The organism is Galbitalea sp. SE-J8, assembly GCF_030345695.1.
Lineage (GTDB): Bacteria > Actinomycetota > Actinomycetes > Actinomycetales > Microbacteriaceae > JAUASV01.
In genome coordinates, this window is sequence record NZ_JAUASV010000009.1 from 81947 (window position 1) to 100323 (window position 18377).

Annotated in this window: 16 protein-coding genes; 6 read left to right on the plus strand and 10 right to left on the minus strand. The window is 71.1% G+C overall.

Annotation, left to right across the window (positions count from 1 at the left end; all coding sequences use genetic code 11):
• The first annotated feature begins 12 nt into the window (after positions 1-12).
• Positions 13-894 (plus strand): glycosyltransferase family 2 protein, encoded by an 882-nt coding sequence (locus tag QT381_RS08050; protein ID WP_289248367.1) that lies wholly within the window; start codon positions 13-15, stop codon positions 892-894.
• A gap of 7 nt (positions 895-901) precedes the next feature.
• Here the strand turns inward: QT381_RS08050 and QT381_RS08055 are convergent, their stop codons facing one another.
• Positions 902-2020, minus strand: coding sequence for a glycosyltransferase family 4 protein (locus tag QT381_RS08055; protein ID WP_289248368.1), 1119 nt, complete (start codon positions 2018-2020; stop codon positions 902-904).
• Positions 2021-2139: 119 nt separating this feature from the next.
• Here QT381_RS08055 and QT381_RS08060 point away from each other — a divergent pair, with 119 nt between their 5' ends.
• Complete coding sequence (locus QT381_RS08060; RefSeq protein WP_289248369.1) at positions 2140-3312, plus strand: acyltransferase family protein; 1173 nt, start codon at positions 2140-2142, stop codon at positions 3310-3312.
• 30 nt (positions 3313-3342) lie between these two features.
• Here the strand turns inward: QT381_RS08060 and QT381_RS08065 are convergent, their stop codons facing one another.
• Genes QT381_RS08065 through gmd form a run of 3 tightly spaced genes read right to left on the minus strand, consistent with a single transcriptional unit; the run spans position 3343 to position 6483 of the window.
• Positions 3343-4524: a DegT/DnrJ/EryC1/StrS family aminotransferase gene (locus QT381_RS08065; protein ID WP_289248370.1), complete on the minus strand. Its 1182-nt coding sequence runs from the start codon at positions 4522-4524 to the stop codon at positions 3343-3345.
• Entirely contained in the window at positions 4521-5453 is a 933-nt protein-coding gene (locus QT381_RS08070; RefSeq protein ID WP_289248371.1) for an NAD-dependent epimerase/dehydratase family protein, read from the minus strand. The genes QT381_RS08065 and QT381_RS08070 overlap by 4 nt, the downstream gene beginning before the upstream one ends.
• A 1-nt stretch (position 5454) precedes the next feature.
• On the minus strand, positions 5455-6483 hold the full coding sequence (gene gmd / locus QT381_RS08075; protein WP_289248372.1) for a GDP-mannose 4,6-dehydratase: 1029 nt from the start codon (positions 6481-6483) through the stop codon (positions 5455-5457).
• Positions 6484-6696: 213 nt separating this feature from the next.
• Between gmd and QT381_RS08080 the strand changes: the two genes are divergently transcribed.
• The 4 genes from QT381_RS08080 to QT381_RS08095 all read left to right on the plus strand — a co-directional run bounded on the left by QT381_RS08080 (position 6697) and on the right by QT381_RS08095 (position 13233).
• The gene (locus QT381_RS08080) at positions 6697-8910 is read left to right on the plus strand and encodes a hypothetical protein (protein ID WP_289248373.1); all 2214 of its coding nucleotides are present in this window, start codon (positions 6697-6699) and stop codon (positions 8908-8910) included.
• 118 nt (positions 8911-9028) lie between these two features.
• The gene (locus QT381_RS08085; protein ID WP_289248374.1) at positions 9029-11149 is read left to right on the plus strand and encodes an acyltransferase family protein; all 2121 of its coding nucleotides are present in this window, start codon (positions 9029-9031) and stop codon (positions 11147-11149) included.
• Positions 11146-12729 carry a hypothetical protein gene (locus tag QT381_RS08090; protein ID WP_289248375.1) on the plus strand — a complete coding sequence of 528 codons (1584 nt, stop codon included), beginning with the start codon at positions 11146-11148 and terminating at the stop codon, positions 12727-12729. The genes QT381_RS08085 and QT381_RS08090 overlap by 4 nt, the downstream gene beginning before the upstream one ends.
• 36 nt (positions 12730-12765) lie before the next feature.
• Positions 12766-13233, plus strand: a complete 468-nt coding sequence (locus QT381_RS08095) for a GtrA family protein (protein WP_289248376.1) — start codon at positions 12766-12768, stop codon at positions 13231-13233.
• Between the two features lie 16 nt (positions 13234-13249).
• Here QT381_RS08095 and QT381_RS08100 read toward each other — a convergent pair whose 3' ends face one another.
• From QT381_RS08100 to coaD, 6 genes are all read right to left on the minus strand, one after another.
• The gene (locus QT381_RS08100; protein WP_289248377.1) at positions 13250-14062 is read right to left on the minus strand and encodes a sugar phosphate isomerase/epimerase family protein; all 813 of its coding nucleotides are present in this window, start codon (positions 14060-14062) and stop codon (positions 13250-13252) included.
• Positions 14059-14826, minus strand: coding sequence for an NAD-dependent epimerase/dehydratase family protein (locus QT381_RS08105; protein WP_289248378.1), 768 nt, complete (start codon positions 14824-14826; stop codon positions 14059-14061). Before QT381_RS08105 ends, QT381_RS08100 begins: the two co-directional genes overlap by 4 nt.
• The gene (locus QT381_RS08110) at positions 14823-15629 is read right to left on the minus strand and encodes a glycosyltransferase family 2 protein (RefSeq protein WP_289248379.1); all 807 of its coding nucleotides are present in this window, start codon (positions 15627-15629) and stop codon (positions 14823-14825) included. The genes QT381_RS08105 and QT381_RS08110 overlap by 4 nt, the downstream gene beginning before the upstream one ends.
• A complete protein-coding gene (locus QT381_RS08115) occupies positions 15622-16662 on the minus strand; it encodes a glycosyltransferase (RefSeq protein ID WP_289248380.1) in 1041 nt (346 codons plus the stop codon). Before QT381_RS08115 ends, QT381_RS08110 begins: the two co-directional genes overlap by 8 nt.
• Positions 16649-17761 (minus strand): FAD-dependent oxidoreductase, encoded by a 1113-nt coding sequence (locus QT381_RS08120; RefSeq protein ID WP_289248381.1) that lies wholly within the window; start codon positions 17759-17761, stop codon positions 16649-16651. Before QT381_RS08120 ends, QT381_RS08115 begins: the two co-directional genes overlap by 14 nt.
• A gap of 126 nt (positions 17762-17887) precedes the next feature.
• A complete protein-coding gene (gene coaD, locus QT381_RS08125; protein ID WP_289248382.1) occupies positions 17888-18370 on the minus strand; it encodes a pantetheine-phosphate adenylyltransferase in 483 nt (160 codons plus the stop codon).
• Between the last annotated feature and the right edge of the window lie 7 nt (positions 18371-18377).

Sequence of the window (18377 nt, forward strand, 5' to 3'; positions counted from 1 at the left end):
CCGCGACACCCGATGACGATCGACATCATGCTCCCGTTCTGGGGCAGGTTCGACCACTTCCGCGAGGCCGTCGAGAGCGTGCGCGCTCAGACCCGCACCGACTGGCGGCTGACGGTCGTCGACGACGTCTACCCCGACCTCGAGCCGGGACGCTGGGTGCAGGGGCTCGGAGACGACCGCATCACCTACCTCCGCAACAGCGAGAACCTCGGCACGAGCCGCAACTACCTCAAGTGCGTCTCGCTGATGTCCGCCGACCGCGCCGTCATCATGGGCTGCGACGACGTCATGCTCCCCGACTACCTCGAGACCGTCGACCGGCTCATCGCCGATCACCCGGACGCGGGCGTCATCCAGCCCGGGGCGCAGGTCATCGACGAGGACGGCGTCGTCTACCTGCCGCCCGCCGACCGGATGAAGCGCCTGCTCATGCCGCGCGGTCACGGCACCCGCTCCTACCGCGGCGAGGGCATCGCGACGAGCCTGCTGCGCGGCAACTGGACCTATTTCCCGTCCCTGGTGTGGCGCGTCGACCTGCTGCGCCGCTACGGCTTCGACCCGGACCTGACGATCGTGCAGGACCTTGGCATGCTCCTCGACATCATCGCGGGGGGCGACGAGTTCGTGCTCGACGACCGCACCGTGTTCCAGTACCGGCGCCACGCGGCGAGCCTCTCGAGCTCGGCCGCCGTCGACGGGTCGCGCTTCCGTCAGGAGCGCGAGCTCTTCGACCGCGAGCGCTCGCGGTTCCGCGCCCTCGGCTGGCGACGCGCGAGCCGTGCGGCCGCGCGGCACGCGAGCTCGCGCCTGCACGCGCTCATGCTCGTGCCACGAGCGCTGCGCGCCGGCGATCGCAACGGCGTCCGCATCCTCACGGCGCACGGCCTCGGCTGACGCGGCCTCAGCGGCGACGCCCGCGCCGCGGTCCGAGCACGAGGGCGTCGTCGAAGGCCTGCAGCGTCTCGTCGGCGACCTTCGCCCAGCTGAACCGCGCGGCCTGCTCGCGGCCGCGGCGGGAGAGCTCGGCCACCCAGGCCGGGTCGCTCACGGCGCGCGTCATGGTCGCGGCCATCGAGCGGTGGTCCGTCGGGTCGAAGTAGCCGACCGCGTCGCCGCCCACCTCGTGGTACACCGGGATGTCGGACATCAGCACGGGCAGCCCCACGAGCATCGCCTCGAGCGCCGGCAGGCAGAATCCGTTGACGAAGCACGCGTCGATGAGCGCGGTCGCGTGCAGGTAGAGCCATTCGAGCTCGTCGTCGTCGACCCAGCTCTTGAGCTCGACCCAGTCGTTCAGCTCGAGCTCGTCGACCACGGGACGGATCGGATCGTCGCCCCGGCTGCCGGTGACGATGAGGCGCGGACGGCTCGACTCGGGGATGAGCGCGAGCGCGCGCACGATTCCCTCGAAGTTCTTGTGGGGCAGCCGGTTTCCGACCGCGAGCAGCAGGCCGGGCTCGCGCGCCGGCGGCTCCGCGGGCGCGCTGAACGGCGGCGTGCCGGCGAGCGGGACGACGCGGATGCGGTCGGCGGGCTGTCCGAGGAACAGCTCGATGTCCTCCTTCGAGGCCACGCTGTCCGTGAGGATGAGGGCGGCGTTCGGCGCCATCCGCTTCTCGAGCCACTGCACGGGCTTCGTGTAGAACGGCACGGCCATGAGGTCCGGGGCACGGAAGTAGAGCATGTCGTGCATCGTGTACACCGCCGGGATCGGCGTACGCCACGGCCCGAGGGTCAGCGGCGAGTGCACGAGATCGGCGCCGTGGCGCTTCGCGCCCCGCGTCACGGCGAACATCTCGCCGAACGCCCACGCCCAGCGGTTCTCCCCGCTGATCCCGGAGTCGTGCACCTCGCCGGGGAACCAGCCGTGGTCCCGCGTCATGAACTCCGTGCTGGCGAAGCCGACGAACTCGTGCCCCGTGTCGCGTGCGCCGACCTCGCGGTAGAGCTCGCGCGTGTAGGTCTCCATGCCCCCCTTCGTGCCGGTGTACGAGAGGAGGTTGACGAGAATGCGCGCCATGATGCGGGTGGACTCCACGGGTCTCGGGGGCCGGCGCCCGTCGGCGCCGACGGGCTGAAGGCGACTCATAACTATACTGGTCGACGGTCTCCGCACCGGGCGGCGAGAACGGAGCGGCAGTGCGCGCGAGCCTCAGCCAGGCCCTCAACGGTCACGACAACGCGCTGGGCATCATCCGGCTGGCCCTCGCTGCGGCGGTCATCTTCGACCACTCCTGGACCCTCGGCGGCTGGGGATACACGCTCTTCAACCAGGAGTTCCAGGGGCAGACCTCGCTCGGCGGTCTCGCGGTCTACGGGTTCTTCGCGATCAGCGGCTACCTGATCACGAAGAGCGGCATCCGGGCGGACATCGTCCAGTTCCTGTGGCGACGCGTGCTGCGGATCTTCCCCGCGTTCCTCCTCGTGCTCACGATCGGCGCCTTCGTGCTCGGCCCGATCGCGTGGCGGCTGCAGGGCCACCACCACCTGAGCAACTACTTCAGCACGAAGGAGGGCGGCCCGGTCGCCTACCTCCTGAACAACTGGACCCTCACCATCCAGCAGTGGGGCGTGTACGACGTGTTCGCCCAGACGCCGTTCGGCGTCACCGGCCACGGCAGCGTCATCAACGGCGCGCTCTGGACGCTCACCCACGAGTGGTTCTGCTACCTGATGATCGGCGCGCTCGTGCTCGCGGGGGCCCTGCGCTGGTCACGCGTCGTCGTGCCCGCCGTCACGCTCGGACTGCTCATCCTCAAGATCGCCGATCAGACCGCACCGGGCGCGGCCGGCGTCATCGTGCCGCTGTTCGGCGACCCCTCGCGGCTCACCTTCGCGCTCGTGTTCTTCGCGGGCGCGTGCGCCGCGGCGTGGGCCGACCGCATCCCCTTCGACGACCGCATCGGCGTCGTCGCGGCTCTCGTGGCCTTCGCGAGCCTCGTCACGGGCGGGTTCACGACGTACGGGTTCTTCCCGTTCGCCTACGTCGTGCTGTACCTGGCGGCGCGGCTCCCGCGTCCGCTGCGCGCGGTCGGCCGGAAGAACGACTACTCCTACGGCCTCTACCTGTGGGGCTGGCCCGTGCAGCAGTGCCTCGCCGCGCTCGGCGTCCACCAGCTCGGCTACTGGCCGTACGCGCTGCTCTGCCTGCTCGGCGCGTTCGGCTGCGCCGTGATCAGCTGGCACGGTCTCGAGCGGTGGGCGATGAGGCTGCACAACGTCGGCCCGGGCCGCGGCGTCGCGTTCTGGCGGCAGCGCGTCGTCCGCGTCATCCGGCGCGAGCCCGCGATCACCTCCGCCCCGGACGCCTGACCCGCGGTCGAGGCCGGGGCCGGGGCCCGCTCAGACGACGGAGCCGACGACCTCGTAGAGCCGGTCGATCGCGCCGGGCACCGGGAAGTGGTGGTTGCCCACGAAGAGCCCGTCCCGGTCGATCCGGTCGGCCGCGGGCAGCGCGTCGGGCACGATCGCGTCGAGGCGGTCCATCACGGGGTTCTTCGTGAAGTTGCCCGCGACGATCGGGCGGCTCTCGATGCCCGCCTCGGTGAGCGCGCGCACGAGCTCGCGGCGACGCCCGGCGAGCGCCCCCTCGAGCACGAACGAGAAGCCGAACCAGCTGCTCTCGCCCGTCTCGCGCTGGATGCGCACCGCGTCGTGGTCGCCGAACCGCTCCACGAAGTAGGCGGCGTTCTCCCGGCGTCCGGCGACGATCGACGGCACCTTCTTGAGCTGCTCGATGCCGAGGGCGCCCGACATCTCCAGCGGGCGCACGTTGTAGCCGGGCAGCACGAACCGGAACAGGTCGTCGAACGGTTCCTCCGACTTGTCGTGCACGGCGTTCCGGGTCGGCAGCTCGCGCGTCCAGCCGTGAGCGCGCAACGAGGTCAGATACTGCGCGGTGCGCTCGTCATCGGTGAGGATGACGCCGCCCTCCATCGTCGAGATGTGGTGCGAGAAGAACGCGCTGAACGTGCCCGCGAGCCCGAAGGTGCCCGTGTACCGGCCCTCGAACCGCGCGCCGAGGGACTCGCAGTTGTCCTCGAGCAGCACGAGTCCGTGCTCGTCGACGAGCCGGCCGAGCCGCGCGTAGTCGATCGGGTTGCCGAGCAGATTGACGGCGAACACGCCCTTGGTGCGCGGCCCGATGGCCGCCTCGACGAGGTCGAGGTCGAGGTTGAGCGTGTCGACGTCGACGTCGACGAACGTGAGGACCAGCCCGTACTGCTGCAGCGGGTAGTACGTCGTCGCCCAGGAGACGGCCGGCACGATGACCTCGTCGCCGGGGTTCAGGTCGATCGCGGGATCGAGCACGGCGGCCGCGACCGCGATGAGGTTCGCGCTCGACCCCGAGTTGACCATGACGCCGTACCGGGCGCCGAAGGCGGCGGCGAACTCCTCCTCGAAGCGCTTGACCCGGGGGCCCATGGTGAAGCGCCCGGACGCGATGACCTCCTGCAGCGCCGCGTACTCCGCCTCGTCCCACGTCGAGGTCGCCAGGGGCAGCCCGTCCTCGATTGCCGTCATGATGCCTCCGTGATCGTGTCCAGGTATCTCGCGTAGGTGACCCGCATGCCCGCCTCGATCGACGTGCGCGGGTGCCAGCCGAGTGCGCGCGCGGCGCTCGAGTCCAGCAGCCGGCGCGGCACGCCGGCGGGCTTGCCCGGGTCGAAGGCGAGCCCCCCCGTGTACCCGACGATCGCGCTCGCGATCTCGTAGTACTCGCGCACCGTCCGGTCGTCGCCGGCGCCGACGTTGAGGCTCGCGGGCCAGTCGTCGAGGTCGCCGAGGCTCGCGACCAGCCAGTCCGCGAGATCACGGGAGAAGGTGAACTCGCGGCGCGCGGTGCCGTCGCCCCAGACCTCGACGGATGCCGCGCCCGCCACATGCGCGGCGTGCACCTTGCGCAGCGCCGAGGCGATGAGGTGCGCGCTGCGCTCGCCGTAGGACTCGCCGGGCCCGTAGAGGTTCGACGGGACGACGGTGCGATAGGCGAGTCCGTGCTCGCGGGACGCGAACGCGGTCAGCCGCGCGCCGAGGAGCTTCGCGAGCCCGTACGGCTCGTTGGCGGGCTCGAGCGGCCCGGTGAGCAGGGCGTCCTCGCCGATCGGCTGGGCGGCGTCCTCGGGATAGCCGGCGGCGCTGCTCACGTAGAGCAGGCGCGGCACCCCCGTCGCGATCGATCCGCCGATGACGGCCGAGTCGATGGCGACGTTGTCGAGCAGGTAGCTCGCGGGATGGTCGAGCTTGTCGGCGATACCGCCGACGCGCGCGGCCGCGTGGATCACGACGTCGGGCCGCTCGGCCTCGAGCAGGGCGCGCACCGCCGCGGGGTCGCGGAGGTCGACGCGGTCGCGGGTCACCGGCACGAGCTCGTGCCCGCCGGCACGCTCCGCCCAGGAGCCGGCGATCGCCGTGCCGAGCATGCCGCCGGCACCCGTGAGGAGGACGCGCACGTCAGTCGGCGCTGACGACCTGGTCGACGAAGTGGCCGTGCTCCACCTTGAGCGCCTCCACGTCCGCGTCGACCATGATCCGGGCGAGCTGCGGCGTGAGCACGCCGGGCCTCCAGCCCAGCACGTCGTGCGCCTTCGCGGGATCGCCGATGAGCGAGTCGACCTCGGTCGGCCGCAGGTAGCGCTCGTCGAAGCGCACGTACTTCTCCCAGTCCAGGCCGGCGTGCTCGAACGAGAAGCGCAGGAAGTCCTTGACGGTGTACGCGGTGTTGGTGGCGAGCACGAAATCGGTCGGCTCGTCGGCCTGCAGCATCCGCCACATCCCCTCGACGTACTCGGGGGCGTAGCCCCAGTCGCGCACGGCGTCGAGATTGCCCATGTACAGCGCGTCCTGCTCGCCCGCCGCGATCCGCGCCACGGCGCGCGTGATCTTGCGCGTGACGAAGGTGCCGCCGCGGCGCGGGCTCTCGTGGTTGAACAGGATGCCGTTGCTCGCGAACATGCCGTAGGCCTCGCGGTAGTTCTTGGTGATCCAGTACGAGTACACCTTCGCGACCCCGTACGGCGACCGCGGGTAGAACGGGGTGTCCTCGTTCTGCGGCGGCGGGCTCGCGCCGAACATCTCCGAGCTGCTGGCCTGGTAGAACCGGCAGGCGACGTTCGCCGAGCGGATCGCCTCGAGCAGGCGCACCGTGCCGAGCCCGGTCGTGTCGCCGGTGTACTCGGGCTCGTCGAAGCTCACCCGCACGTGCGACTGCGCCGCCAGGTTGTAGACCTCGTCGGGCTGGATCTCCGCGAGCAGGGTCACGAGCCGGGAGCTGTCGGTGAGCTCGCCGAAGTGCAGGTGCAGCTTGAGCTCGGGGTCGTGCGAGTCGCGGTAGAGGTGATCGATGCGCATCGTGTTGAAGCTCGACGACCGGCGGATGAGACCGTGCACCTCGTAGCCCTTGGCGAGCAGCAGCTCCGCGAGATAGCTGCCGTCCTGGCCGGTGATGCCGGTGATGAGCGCGCGCTTCGGTGTGGTGTTCATGTCTGTTGGTCTAGCTCCCAGGTCCGTCGGCGTCGACGCGGCGAGGCCGACTCATACTGTATCGGGCGCCGGCCCGGGGACGGGACGGCGCGGATGAGCGGCGGCCACTCGCGCGTGGTTTAGCGTGGTCGAGCGGTCTTCGCGTCCGCCCGCGCACCGCCACCACGAGCCCGGCGGCGCAGAGCGGTCCCGTCCACGAGGAATTCGCACCCGATGAGCAGCGCCGAGAAGACCAGCCGACCGCGCCGTGAGGCACGCACGGGCACGCTGTTCGGCACGCTGTTCGGCACGCGGTCCCGCATCCTGCTCACCGTCAGCGCGATCGCGGGCGCGCTCTATCTGGTCGCGGTGCTCGTCGAGGCGGTGATCCTCGCGGTCGGCAACTCGGTCGACTTCTCGGGCTACGCCGCGGACGGCCCGCTGCAGCTGTACAACCCCCTGCGCCGGATGGCGGCGGGCGAGATCCCCGGAGCGGACTTCCCGTTCTTCCACGGCGTCGGCGTGCTCGAGATCCACTTCCCGCTCTTCGCGCTCTTCGGCGAGAACATCTTCGCGTCCGAGATGTCGCGATGGCTCACGAGCCCCGTCCTGTTCCTGGTCGCGACGCTCACGCTCATGCTGAGCGTGTTCCGCGGCTGGCGGCGGGCCGTCATCGGCACCGCGCTCGCGACCGCGGCCGCGCTCATCCTCGACCGGATGGTCGACCCGAGCAACTCCCTCCTCGGGGTGCGCACGACCATGCCGCTGCTCGTCGCCGCGGCGTTCATCTGGCGCCCGCGCCGCGGGCGCGAGCTGCCCATCGGACGCTGGGACGCCTCGCGCGTCCTCGTGTGGGCGGGCGTCGGGCTCGCCGTGTCCACGGGCACCGAGCAGGGCGTGGCCACGGCGGGTGCCGTGATCGTGTTCCGGCTCGTCACGGAGCTCTGGCGCACCCGGCGGCTGCTCCGCTCGCTGCTCGCGACGGGCGTCGACGCCGCGGCCATCGCCGCGTCGGTGTTCGCCGTGTCGAGCATCCTCACCCTCGGCCACGCTCCCGCGGCGCTGTCGTACGCGCTCATCGACGTGCCGCAGGACCAGGGCTGGGTGTTCGGCGCCGCACCCAACATCTCCCTCACCTGGGACGCGCTGTGGTGGTCGCTGCGCGGCGGGCCCACGTTCACCTGGGGCATCGTCCCGGCCTACTGGACGGCGGGGCTGCTCGGGCTGGCCCTGCTGGCGCTGGCGCTCGTGCTCCGTCGCGTCAGCGCGGCCATCGCGTTCGGCATCGGCATGCTGTTCCTGTACGGGTGCGCCGTGCTCGGCAGCATGGTCGGGTACATCAACCTCGACGATCAGATGGCCCCGCTCGGCCGCGTCGCCGGCGTGGCGATCGCGGTCCTGGTCACCGCCGTCCTCACCGGGCACCGCCCGGCGCCCACGCCCCGCGCGGGCGCGTCCGCCCCGCGCGACGCCGAGCCGGCGCGTCGCCCGCGAACGAGGACGATCGAGCGGCGGGTGCTCGTGCCGGCCGCCGCCCTCGCGGCCATCGCGCTCGTCGCCGTGTCCGTCCCGCCGCGGGCGGAACGCGTCGACGCGATCAAGATCGTGCACTCGTTCCAGGCCGCGGTCGCGGCCCCGGGGGAGACGGACTACGAGATCAGCGGCACCGGCTGGCGCTACGCCATCGACACGCTGAACGCCGTCGTGCCGCCCGGATCGAGCATCTGGTCCACGTACACGAGCCTCTACGAGAGCAGCCGCGGGCTGCTCGGCGCCCCGCCCGGCGGCGAGGACTACATCATCCACGCGGTCGGCGCCGATCGCCGCGCGGCCTACGAGCAGGCGTTCATCGACGACGCCCCCGACTACGTCGTCACGGTCAGCCCGGCGTACTTCTGGTACGAGGAGTGGCTCTGGTCGAAGTGGCCGCGGTTCTACGAGGAGGTCTTCCGCGACTACCAGCCGATCGCCGACGACGGCTCGCACATCATCTGGCAGCGCGACCCTCAGCCCGACTCGGTGTCGGCCGACTCGACCGAGCTGCCGGTCGCTCCGACGGCCGACGGCGCCGACTCGTTCGCCCTGCCTCCGAACGACACGGACCAGGTGAAGGTCTACTTCCTCACCGTCGACTACACCGCGAGCACGCCGGTCCCCGCCCTCGCGCGCGTCCCGCGCTACACGATCGCGTTCACCGGCACCGGCCTGACCTACCCCGTCTCGTTGCCGAACTACGAGAAGCGGGCGAGCTTCCCGGTGGTCCTCATGCCGCACCAGACCGCCCCGGTCGGAGTGGCCGGCGCGAGCGGGGTGATCCCGGGCGCGCGACTGTCGATCGCCGACGCGTCGTATCGCGAGCTCGCGCCGTCCGGCGCGCTGCAGTCGTTCCTGACGGTCAACTACTGCCACGCCCAGGCCCAGTTCGACCACGTGACGTGCCCGGGCTGAACGGGCGCGGATTCGCCGTGGACGTACGGCCCGGAGGCCGCTCATATACTACTGAGCGCCGCCGTGAACCGGGTTCCGCCCCGTCCGAGCCGGTCCAGCGCCCCCTCGGAAAGGCAGTATGAGCGACCCGAATCGACCGAGCGGCTCGCTCGATTCCCCGGCGGTGCCGCGCTCGCCCTTCCGGCCCGAGATCCAGGCTCTCCGCGCGTTCGCCGTCGTCGCCGTCGTGCTCAACCACCTCTGGCCGGAGCGGCTCGGGGGCGGATTCGTGGGCGTCGACGTCTTCTTCGTCATCTCGGGATTCCTCATCTCGAATCACCTCCTCGGCGAGATCGCGCGCACCGGACGGATCCGGCTGGGGGCGTTCTGGGCGCGCCGGGCGCGCCGCCTGCTCCCGGCGGCGCTCCTCGTGCTCCTCGTCTCGGCGCTGACGACGGCGGTCGTCATCCCGGTCACCGAGTGGCAGGCCGTGTTCCCGCAGATCGGCGCGAGCGCGCTCTACCTGCAGAACTGGCAGCTGATCGCCACCGCCACGGACTACTTCACCTCGGCGCAGTCGCCGTCGCCCGTCACGCACTACTGGTCCCTCTCGGTCGAGGAGCAGTTCTACCTCGTCTGGCCGTTCCTGCTCCTGATCGGCGCCGTCGTCTCGGCGCGACGGCGACCCCGCGGCCTCGTGGTGGGAACCGCGATCGTCATCGCGATCGTCGTCGTCGCCTCGTTCGCCTACTCCGTCCGGCTGACCGGGACGACCCCGTCCGCGGCGTACTTCTCGACGCTCACCCGCGCGTGGGAGTTCGGCGCCGGCGCGCTGCTGGCCGCCCTGGCCGCGAAGGCACGGCTCCCCCGCATCCCCGCCGCGGTCATCTCCTGGGCGGGCTGGCTCGGCCTCGCCGCGAGCCTCGTGCTCATCACCGAGCAGACCCCGTTCCCGGGGGCCGCCGCCGCGCTCCCGGTGGTCGCGACCGCGCTCGTGATCCTCGGCGGCTCGCCGCGTGGCGCCCTCGCTCCGACCCGGCTCGCGTCGCTTCGCCCCGTGCAGTTCCTCGGCGACATCTCGTACAGCCTGTACCTGTGGCACTGGCTGCCGATCATCGCGCTCCCCCACGTGCTGCACCACCCGCTCGGCTGGCGCTGGAAGCTCGGAATCCTCGCCGGCGCGATCGTCGTCGCCGCGCTGCAGAAGCGGTTCGTCGAGGATCCGGCCCGGCGCTGGTCGGTGCTCGTGCGCGGACGCTCCTGGCGCACCTACGTCGCGATGGTCGTGGGCATGGCGCTCGTCGTCTCGGCGTGCGCGACGGGATACCGATCCGTGGACGTGCGCCTCGCGGACGTCGAGACGCAGCTCGCCGCCGCCGTCGACGATGCACCGCCGTGCTTCGCCGCCGCCGCCCGCGCCCCGGGCGCGGACTGCGCCGATCGCTACACGCTCCGCTACCCGGATGCCCCGCTGCTGACGGCCGTGAACCAGGGCAATCCCGTGCAGAACGGCAGCACCTGCCAGCAGGAGCCGACCGTGTCCACGGTGCTCACGTGCGACTTCGGCGTGGACGCGGCGGATGCGTCGCTCACCATCGCCCTCACCGGCGACTCGCACGCGGGTCACTACGTCGCCGCCCTCGACCGGCTGGCGATGGCCAATCGCTGGCACGTCGTGATGTACGTCAAGTCGTCCTGTCCGACGCTGCTGAGCGACGACGTCGCCGCCGCCTGGGACTGGACCCTCGGCGCGAGCTGCCGCGCCTGGAACGACGCGATCGTGCCCGAGATCGCCTCGCGCAGCGACATCGACGTCGTGGTCACGTCGAGCATCGCCCGCGAGTACGCCCGGTTCGACGACGCGGGCGGCCTGATCTCCTACGACACCTCGGACGCCTACGCGGCGGCGTGGCGGGAGTGGACGGCCGCCGGGAAGAAGGTGTTCGTGATCGGGGACGTGCCCCACATGCAGCTCGGCGACATTCCGACGTGCATCGCGACGGAGGGCGCCGACGACCCGTGCACGCAGAAGACCTCGATCGCGCTCACGCCCGACCCGATGCTCGTGGCGGCCGCCGCCGCCCACGACCCGGACATCGCGTCGTTCGACCCGAACGAGTTCATCTGCGGGTCGAGACGGTGCCACTCGGTCGTGGGCGGCATCCCGGTGTTCGCCGATCAGAACCACCTCAGCCGGTTCTTCTCCGCGAGCCTCGCGCCGTACCTCGGCCGGGCGATCGACGAGCTGGTGCACCGATGAGCGGCGACCGGCGTGCGCGCGACGCGCATCGACAGGGCCTCGTGCTCGGGCGGTGGGTCTCGATCGTGCTCGTCGTCGCCGCGGTCGTGCCGCTCAGCGCGATCGTCGTCACCCAGCTGCTCGCCCGCCCGATCGGCGACGACTACACCTGGCTCGCCGCGAGCGATGACCGCGGCGTCGCCGGTTTCATCACCTGGTTCCTCACGGGCGTGACCGGCCGGTATTCGAACGGCGCGCTCATGGCCGTGTCGTTGCGGGTGTTCGGCGCGCACGCGGCCCAGGTGCTGCCGGCGCTGCTGCTCGGCGCCCTCGTCGTCGGGCTGGCGCTCTGCGCGGCGCAGGTGCTCGCGCGCGTCGACGCGGTCGCGCTGCCCGCGCGGCTCAAGCAGGGCGCCGCGCTCGCGATCGTGTTCAGCACGGCGCTCGCCGCCGTGCCCAGCGTCTACGACGGACTGGTCTGGTTCAACGCGGTCGCGATCTTCCTCGCCTCGATGGCCGCGACCGCCTGGCTGGTCGCGGCCTATCTCTGGGCGACGGCGCGCACGCGGGTCCGCGTCGTGCCGCTGATCGTGCTCGGGGTGCTCACGATCGTGACCCAGGGCTTCGCCGAGTCCACGGGGATCATCGTGCTCGCCGGCGCGGGGGTCATGTTCCTCATCGGGCTCGTGACGCGCCGCGCCGTCGACGTCGTCGCGAGCCTGACCGTGGGCGTTCTGGGAGCGGCGGGGCTGATCGCGGTCTACCTCATGCCGGGGACGCAGTCGCGGCTCTCGATCCAGGATCAGATCTTCCCCGAGAACAGCGTGAACGCCGTGCTGGCCGGCGCCGGGGACGCGCTGCGCATCCAGCTGACCACCCTCGGCAGCTGGCGCATCCTGCCGGTGCTCGTCATCGTGGTCGCTCTGCACGCGTTCGCCCGGGATGCGCTGCGAGCGCATCCGGTCAGGGCGGTCGTCGCGGGCCTGGGGCTCGCGATCGTGCCGTCCGTGCTGACGTGCGTGACGCTGTACATCACGGTGCAGTCCAGCCCGTACCGCGCGATGACGCTCTCCTACCTGCTGTTCGACATCGGCATCGCCCTCGTCGCGGCGGGCGCGCTCACGGCGCTCGCGGCCCGGATCCCGCTCCTCGTGGCACGTCCGCGGGGCGCGAGCGTGGTCGCGCGGCGAGCGGCGGCCGTCGTCGGTCTCGTCGTCGCCGCATCCGCGGTCCTCCTCGTGGTGCCGCTGTCGAGCGTCGTGCAGGCGACCGCGGAGCGCGCCGGCCTCGTCGACGCCCGGTCGGCGGCACTGCGAGCGCAGGTCGCGGCGCACACCGAGCCCGTGCGCGTGGAGCCCGCCCCCCTGCTGCTCGCGTCGACGGAGGCGTCGGAGATCAACTACCTGCCGGCTGACCAGCAGATCGGCTGGGTGCTCGGCGGACTCGCGGACTACTTCGGCTTCGACCCGGCGCAGGCGGAGCTGGGCACCCAGCAGCCCGCGGGGTACTGCCTCGGGCTGGACCGCTCGGCGTACCCGGACGGCCGCGACCTCGCGGCCTACTTCGGCGCAGTGCGCTGCGATGCGCTGCTCACGCGCTGACGGGCGCGGGCGCCGCTCCGTGTAGCGTGGAGGCTCGTGACCGACCCAGCCGACGCCGCACGCGGCCCCGTCGAGAGCAGCCCGATCGAGCCCAGAGGATCGCGCCTGCGCGGCTTCGTCCGCCAGCTGGTCTCCTATTTCGGCGTCGCCCTCATCGGCCTCGTGGTCGACTTCGGCCTGCTCGTGCTCCTCACGTCGGGACTGCACGTGGACTACCTCATCGGCGCGGCCGTGGGGTTCGTCGCCGGGCTCATCGTGACGTACCTGCTCAGCGAGCGCTACGTGTTCCACTCCCCGCGCATCCGGTCGCCCTGGCTGCGCTTCCTGATCTTCGCCGGCATCGGCCTGGTCGGCCTCGGCCTCGTCGAGGTGCTCATGTGGGTGTTCACCGACCTCGTGGGACTCGTCTACATCGCGTCGAAGGTCATCGCGACCGGGGTCGTCTACGTGTGGAACTTCTTCGCCCGCCGCGCCATGTACGGCACGGGGCCGGCGAACGCCTGAATCCGGAGGGTCCGGCTCACACCGGGTAGGCGTCGCGCACGACGGCCACGGCCTCCGCGACCCGGGCGGCGTTGTCGTCTCCCGGTCGCATCTCGATCGAGACGATGCCGTCGTAGCCGATCTCGCTCAGGGCGCGGGATGCCGCGGCATGATCGACCTCGCCGCGCACGACCGGGCCGAGCATCGGTGCGCTCGCGTGGAAGTGCCGGAGCCACCCGGCGGCATCGACCACCGAGCCGTACGGGTCGTCGCCCGCGAGCGTCATCCCCGCGGCGTCGAGGTGCAGACCGAAGCCCGGATGATCGACCGCGGCGACGAGGTCGATGCCCGCGCGCGCATCGACGACGAAGTTGCAGTCGTATGCCGTCGGGTTGGGCTCGATGCACAGCACCGTTCCCGCGGCGACCGCGAGCTCGCCCCACGCCGTGAACACGTCCACGGCGATGTCCCGGGCCACCGCCGGGGACATCCCGGGCGGGACGATGCGGTTCTTCGGCGAGCCGAACACCAGCCGCCCGACCCCGAGCCTCCCGGCCAGCTCGATGAACCGCGCCATGTGGGCGGTCGTCCGCGCCCGGGTGTCCGCGTCGTCGAACAGGGTGAGGTCCGGGCGCCCGAAGAGCATCGACTGGAACGCGGCGATCGCGATCCCCCGGTCGCCCCAGAACCGGCGGTACGCGTCGAGCTCCGCCTCGGTCACGTCGAGCGGATCGTCGAACGACTTGGTCGGCGCGATCTCGACGCGGTCCACGCCGAGCGCGGCCATGCGGTCGGCGATCGCGGGCTCCTCCTCGCGCGGCCACGCGATGTTCGAGACGGCGAGTCTCACGATCGCTCCCGCGCGACGAAGTCCGCGAGTCTCGCGATCACCGCATCCCGCCCGTACAGGTAGCCGTCGCGGCCGCCGAACACTCCGGCGTGCCTGGTGCGCATGTCGTACAGCCCCGGGACGACGCCGGCCGGCTCGTCGCGGAAGTCGATGCCGAACACCTCGCGAGCGATCTCGCCGGTCGTCACCGGCTCGGTGGCGAGGTTCACGAGGTCGAGTCCCGCATCCGCCGCCTCGCCGATGTGCCGCCAGAGCTCTCGGAGATCGTAGTACTGGAACCGCCCGGCGTGGTGGATGCGCTCGACGTTGTTGTCGTGGAGCAGGTCGAAGACGACGTTCTTCTTGATGCCCGGGCCGAACAGCCCCGGCAGGCGCACGACGAGCACGTCGTCGAACCGGTCGCGCGCGGCGTTCTCCAGCTGCCAGCGGTGCAGACCGTACGGGTGCAGTCCCGGCTCGGGCACCGGGGTGTCCTCGTCCACGCCGACGGGCGAGCCGTACACGTCGACCGTGGAGATGAGCACGAGGCGCTTCGCGCGGAACGAGCCGAGGATGCGCTCCAGCTCACGGATGTGGACGGCGTCCGACTCGGGGTCCTGGTTGATCCGCCACTTCTCCGCCTTCGCGGCGGAGAACACGACCGTGTCGAAGCTCTCCCCGGCGATGTCCGCCGCGTTCGACGAGTTGAATGTGGCGTCGAAGTCGGCCTGCGCCAGCAGGTTCCCGCCGACGAATCCGGTGTGTCCCACGAGGGCTCGGGTCATCGGCGGGCCGCCTTCGGCGATCGGTACGCGCCGCGCGCGGCGGCGAACAGGATGGACAGGACGGCCGCGTTGCCCTTGATCGGGCTGATCTTGGTCGGGGTCTTCCCCTTCTTCGGATACGCGCGGGTCACCGGCGTCTCGGTCGTGCGGAACCGGTCGGAACGGCCCGCCTCGATCGCGAGGTGGTAGTGCAGCTCGTACGTCTGGAACACGTCGCGGAAGACGTCGACCTCCGGGTCGCCGAGCAGTCGCGCGCTGTAGCCGCGGAAGCCGTTCGTCGTGTCGGTCTGCCGGGTGCGCGACGCGATGCTGATCAGGGGGGCGTGCAGCAGCAGGAGCCCCCAGTGCCGCAGGAACGGGGTGTTGATGCCCCGTCCGCCCGGGATGTAGCGCGAGCCCTGGATGTGGTCGTACCCCTCGTGCAGCAGCCGGGCGAAGTCGGGGATCGCCTCGATGCCGTCCTTGCCGTTGCCGTCGATGACGATCACGCCCGAGTAGCCCTGGTCGAGGGCGTAGTCGAACGCCATCCGCATCTGCGCGCTCAGCTTGCCCGGGCCGGTCTTGGTGAGCAGCGCGCGCACGTCCGCCTCGCCGAGGAAGTCCCGGTCGAGCGAGCCGTCGGTGCTGCCGCCGTCGGCCACGATCACGTCGAGCCCGAGCCCAGCGTCCCGCATCCGGCGCAGCTGCGACCGCACGCGCTCGCCCTCGTTGATCACGAACACGACGACGCACAGGTCGCTGGCCCGGGGACGGATCTCGTCGACGCGGTAGGCCGGCACCTGGCGCTGCGACGCGCTAGCCATTGCTGACATTCCGCCGCTCCACGTCCGCGATGATGACGTCGCTCTCGAGCTCTTCCAGGATGAAGTAGTCCGGCTCGCGCCGGCTCTCACTGAGGATTCTTCCGGTGTATTCGGTCATCACGGCGAGGATAACGAAGATGAAGAAGAACATCACCGACATCTGGAGCGACGTGCTCGTCCACCCCGCCTCGACGTCGCCCTGCACGAGGCGGATGACGACGACGTAGAGCGCGTAGAGCAGGTTGAGGCAGCCGGCGAAGAAGCCCACGACCGTGACGATCCGCAGCGGGTGCGTCGAATAGCTGCTGATCATGCGCACCGCGTCGGTGACGCCCGTGCGCAGGTTGCGGGCGCGTCGGCCCTGCACGTGGGGCGTGTAGCTCGCGTTCTCGGTGTGCAGCCCGATGTGCCGCACGAGGTGACGCAGGTAGCGCTGGCTGCGCCGGCTGCTCGTCAGGGCGTTGACGGCGCGGCGGGTCAGCGCCGTGAGGTACGTCGCCGAGGTCGGGATGTCCACGTCGAGGAACCGGCGGTTGTACCAGTAGAACAGGCGGCGCCCGACCCGCGACAGCAGGGAGCCGCCGAACGGCACCGTGCTGATGCCCTGCACGACATCCGTGCTCCCGTCGGATGCGATGTCGACGAACCGCGGGATCTCGGCGAGCTCGTCGGTCGCGAAGTCGATGACGCACACGAAGTCGGCGATCGCCGCCTCGAGACCGGCGAACACCGCGGCGTCGAAATCGGTGCGAGCGGGCATCCGGATGACGCGCACGCACGGCACGGTGTGGAGCGTGTCGCGCAGCTCGCGCAGCGGAGCGGCCGAGAGCCCGCGATCGACGAGGATGATCTCGTAGTCGGTGTAGCGGGCCGCGAGCATCCGCTGCACGGCGCGCAGGGACCCGACCACGTCGGTCGTGCTGTCGTCGACGATGCTCACGACGGCGACGAACGTGTCGCGCGCGACGACCCCGGCGGCCCGATCGGGCTCGATGGGTCGATCCGGGATGGTCGCTCGATCAGGAATAGTCACGGTCCAACTCTCTGAAGACGTCGTAGATGTTGTCCAATTTGCCGCCCAGCACGCACGAGTAGCCGTCCAGGCCGAGGTCGGAGCGGTACAGGATCGGGCGGCTGTCGTTCTCGTCGCTCCGGACCGGCACCGTCTTCACCTCGAAGACGGAGTCCGCGCGCTGCAGCTCGGACAGCACGGGCAGGAACCTGGCCACATCCGCGCGCATGCGGGTGAACGTGCTGGTCTCGGGCGCGGGCGGGCGGGTGTCGCTCGCGCGGACCCCCTCGGCGCCGTCGCTCGCCAGCTCGCGCCACCGGCGGTGGGGCGTGTAGCGGACGTGCGAGAGCGTGTGCAGCCCGCGCGTCGGGTAGGGCATGATGCTGAAGAACGGGCCGTCCATGACCGTGAAGGCGGTCGAGCGCAGCGGCTCGGGCATCCGGACGAGCGCCATCTCGGTCGTCTCGTGCTGCAGGTCGAACAGCGGGAGCCCCGATAGGGCGTTGACCCGGTTGATCCCGGCGTAGGTCGCGTTGACGACGCGTCGCGCGCGATACGTGTCCGCCGTGGTGTCCACCCGGATGCCGCCCTCGTCGGCCGAGACCCGCGTCGCCTCGACGCCCGTCACGACGTCCACGCCGCCGACGTCATCCAGCCGCTGCACGAGGAGCTCGCGCAGCCGGCTCGCGTCGAAGCCGTACTCGCGCACCGCGTAGACGCCGTCGATCATGTCGGGACGGAAGAGATCGGTCACGCGCTCGGACGCCTGCTCGTGCTCCGCGCCGATCCTCGCGCAGAACAGCTCGAACTGCTTCGCGGTGACCTTCGACAGCCGAGACGCGATCGCGTAATAGTGCTCGAAGTCATCGACCACGGCATCACGGTACTCCGCGAGGAACCGGGGGAAGTTCACGCGCGATCGGAACGCGGTCAGGATGCTGCGCGGGTAGTGGTAGCCGTTGTGCACGCGGGCCTGATTGACCAGGGACGCCCGCGCCATGAGCGCCGTCTCGCGCTCGAGGATCGTCACGTGCGGCGCGCCGAACTCCTCGCGCAGGTGGAGCGCGATGCGCAGCCCGTAGAAACCTCCACCGACCACAACGACGTCAGTGGAGATCATGCGGCAATTCTCTGCGGCGCCGCGGAAGCGGCTCGGGCGATGAACGCCCTCATCCTACCGTCCGAGCACAGAGGATTGCTCCGAGCCGCGCCGCGGCCCCATGCCGTGCCGCGGATCGCGCGCGGGTCAGGACGGACGCAGGTAGTCCGCGACGGCGCGCGGCACGTACGGCGCCACATCCCCGCCGAGCGCCGCGACCTGCCGCACGAGCGAGCTCGAGACGTGCGCGTGCGCGGGGTCGGGCAGCAGGAAGATCGTCTCCACGCCGCCCAGGTTGCGGTTCACGATCGCCATCGGGGTCTCGTAGGCCACGTCGATCTGGGAGCGGATGCCCTTGACGATGACGGATGCGCCGACATCCGTCACGTAGTCCACGAGCAGCCCGACGCTCCAGCTCGTCACGACGATGTCGCCCGCGATGCCCGCGTCGGCGATGGACTGCTCGATGAGCTGCACCCGCTTCGGCGTCGGGAACAGCGCCGTCTTCGCGGGGTTGTGCACGACGAGCACGTGCACCTGGTCGAAGATGCCGGCCGCGCGCTCGATGACGTCGAGGTGACCCAGCGTGACGGGGTCGAACGACCCCGGGACGACGGCGATCCTGGTCATGGCGCGA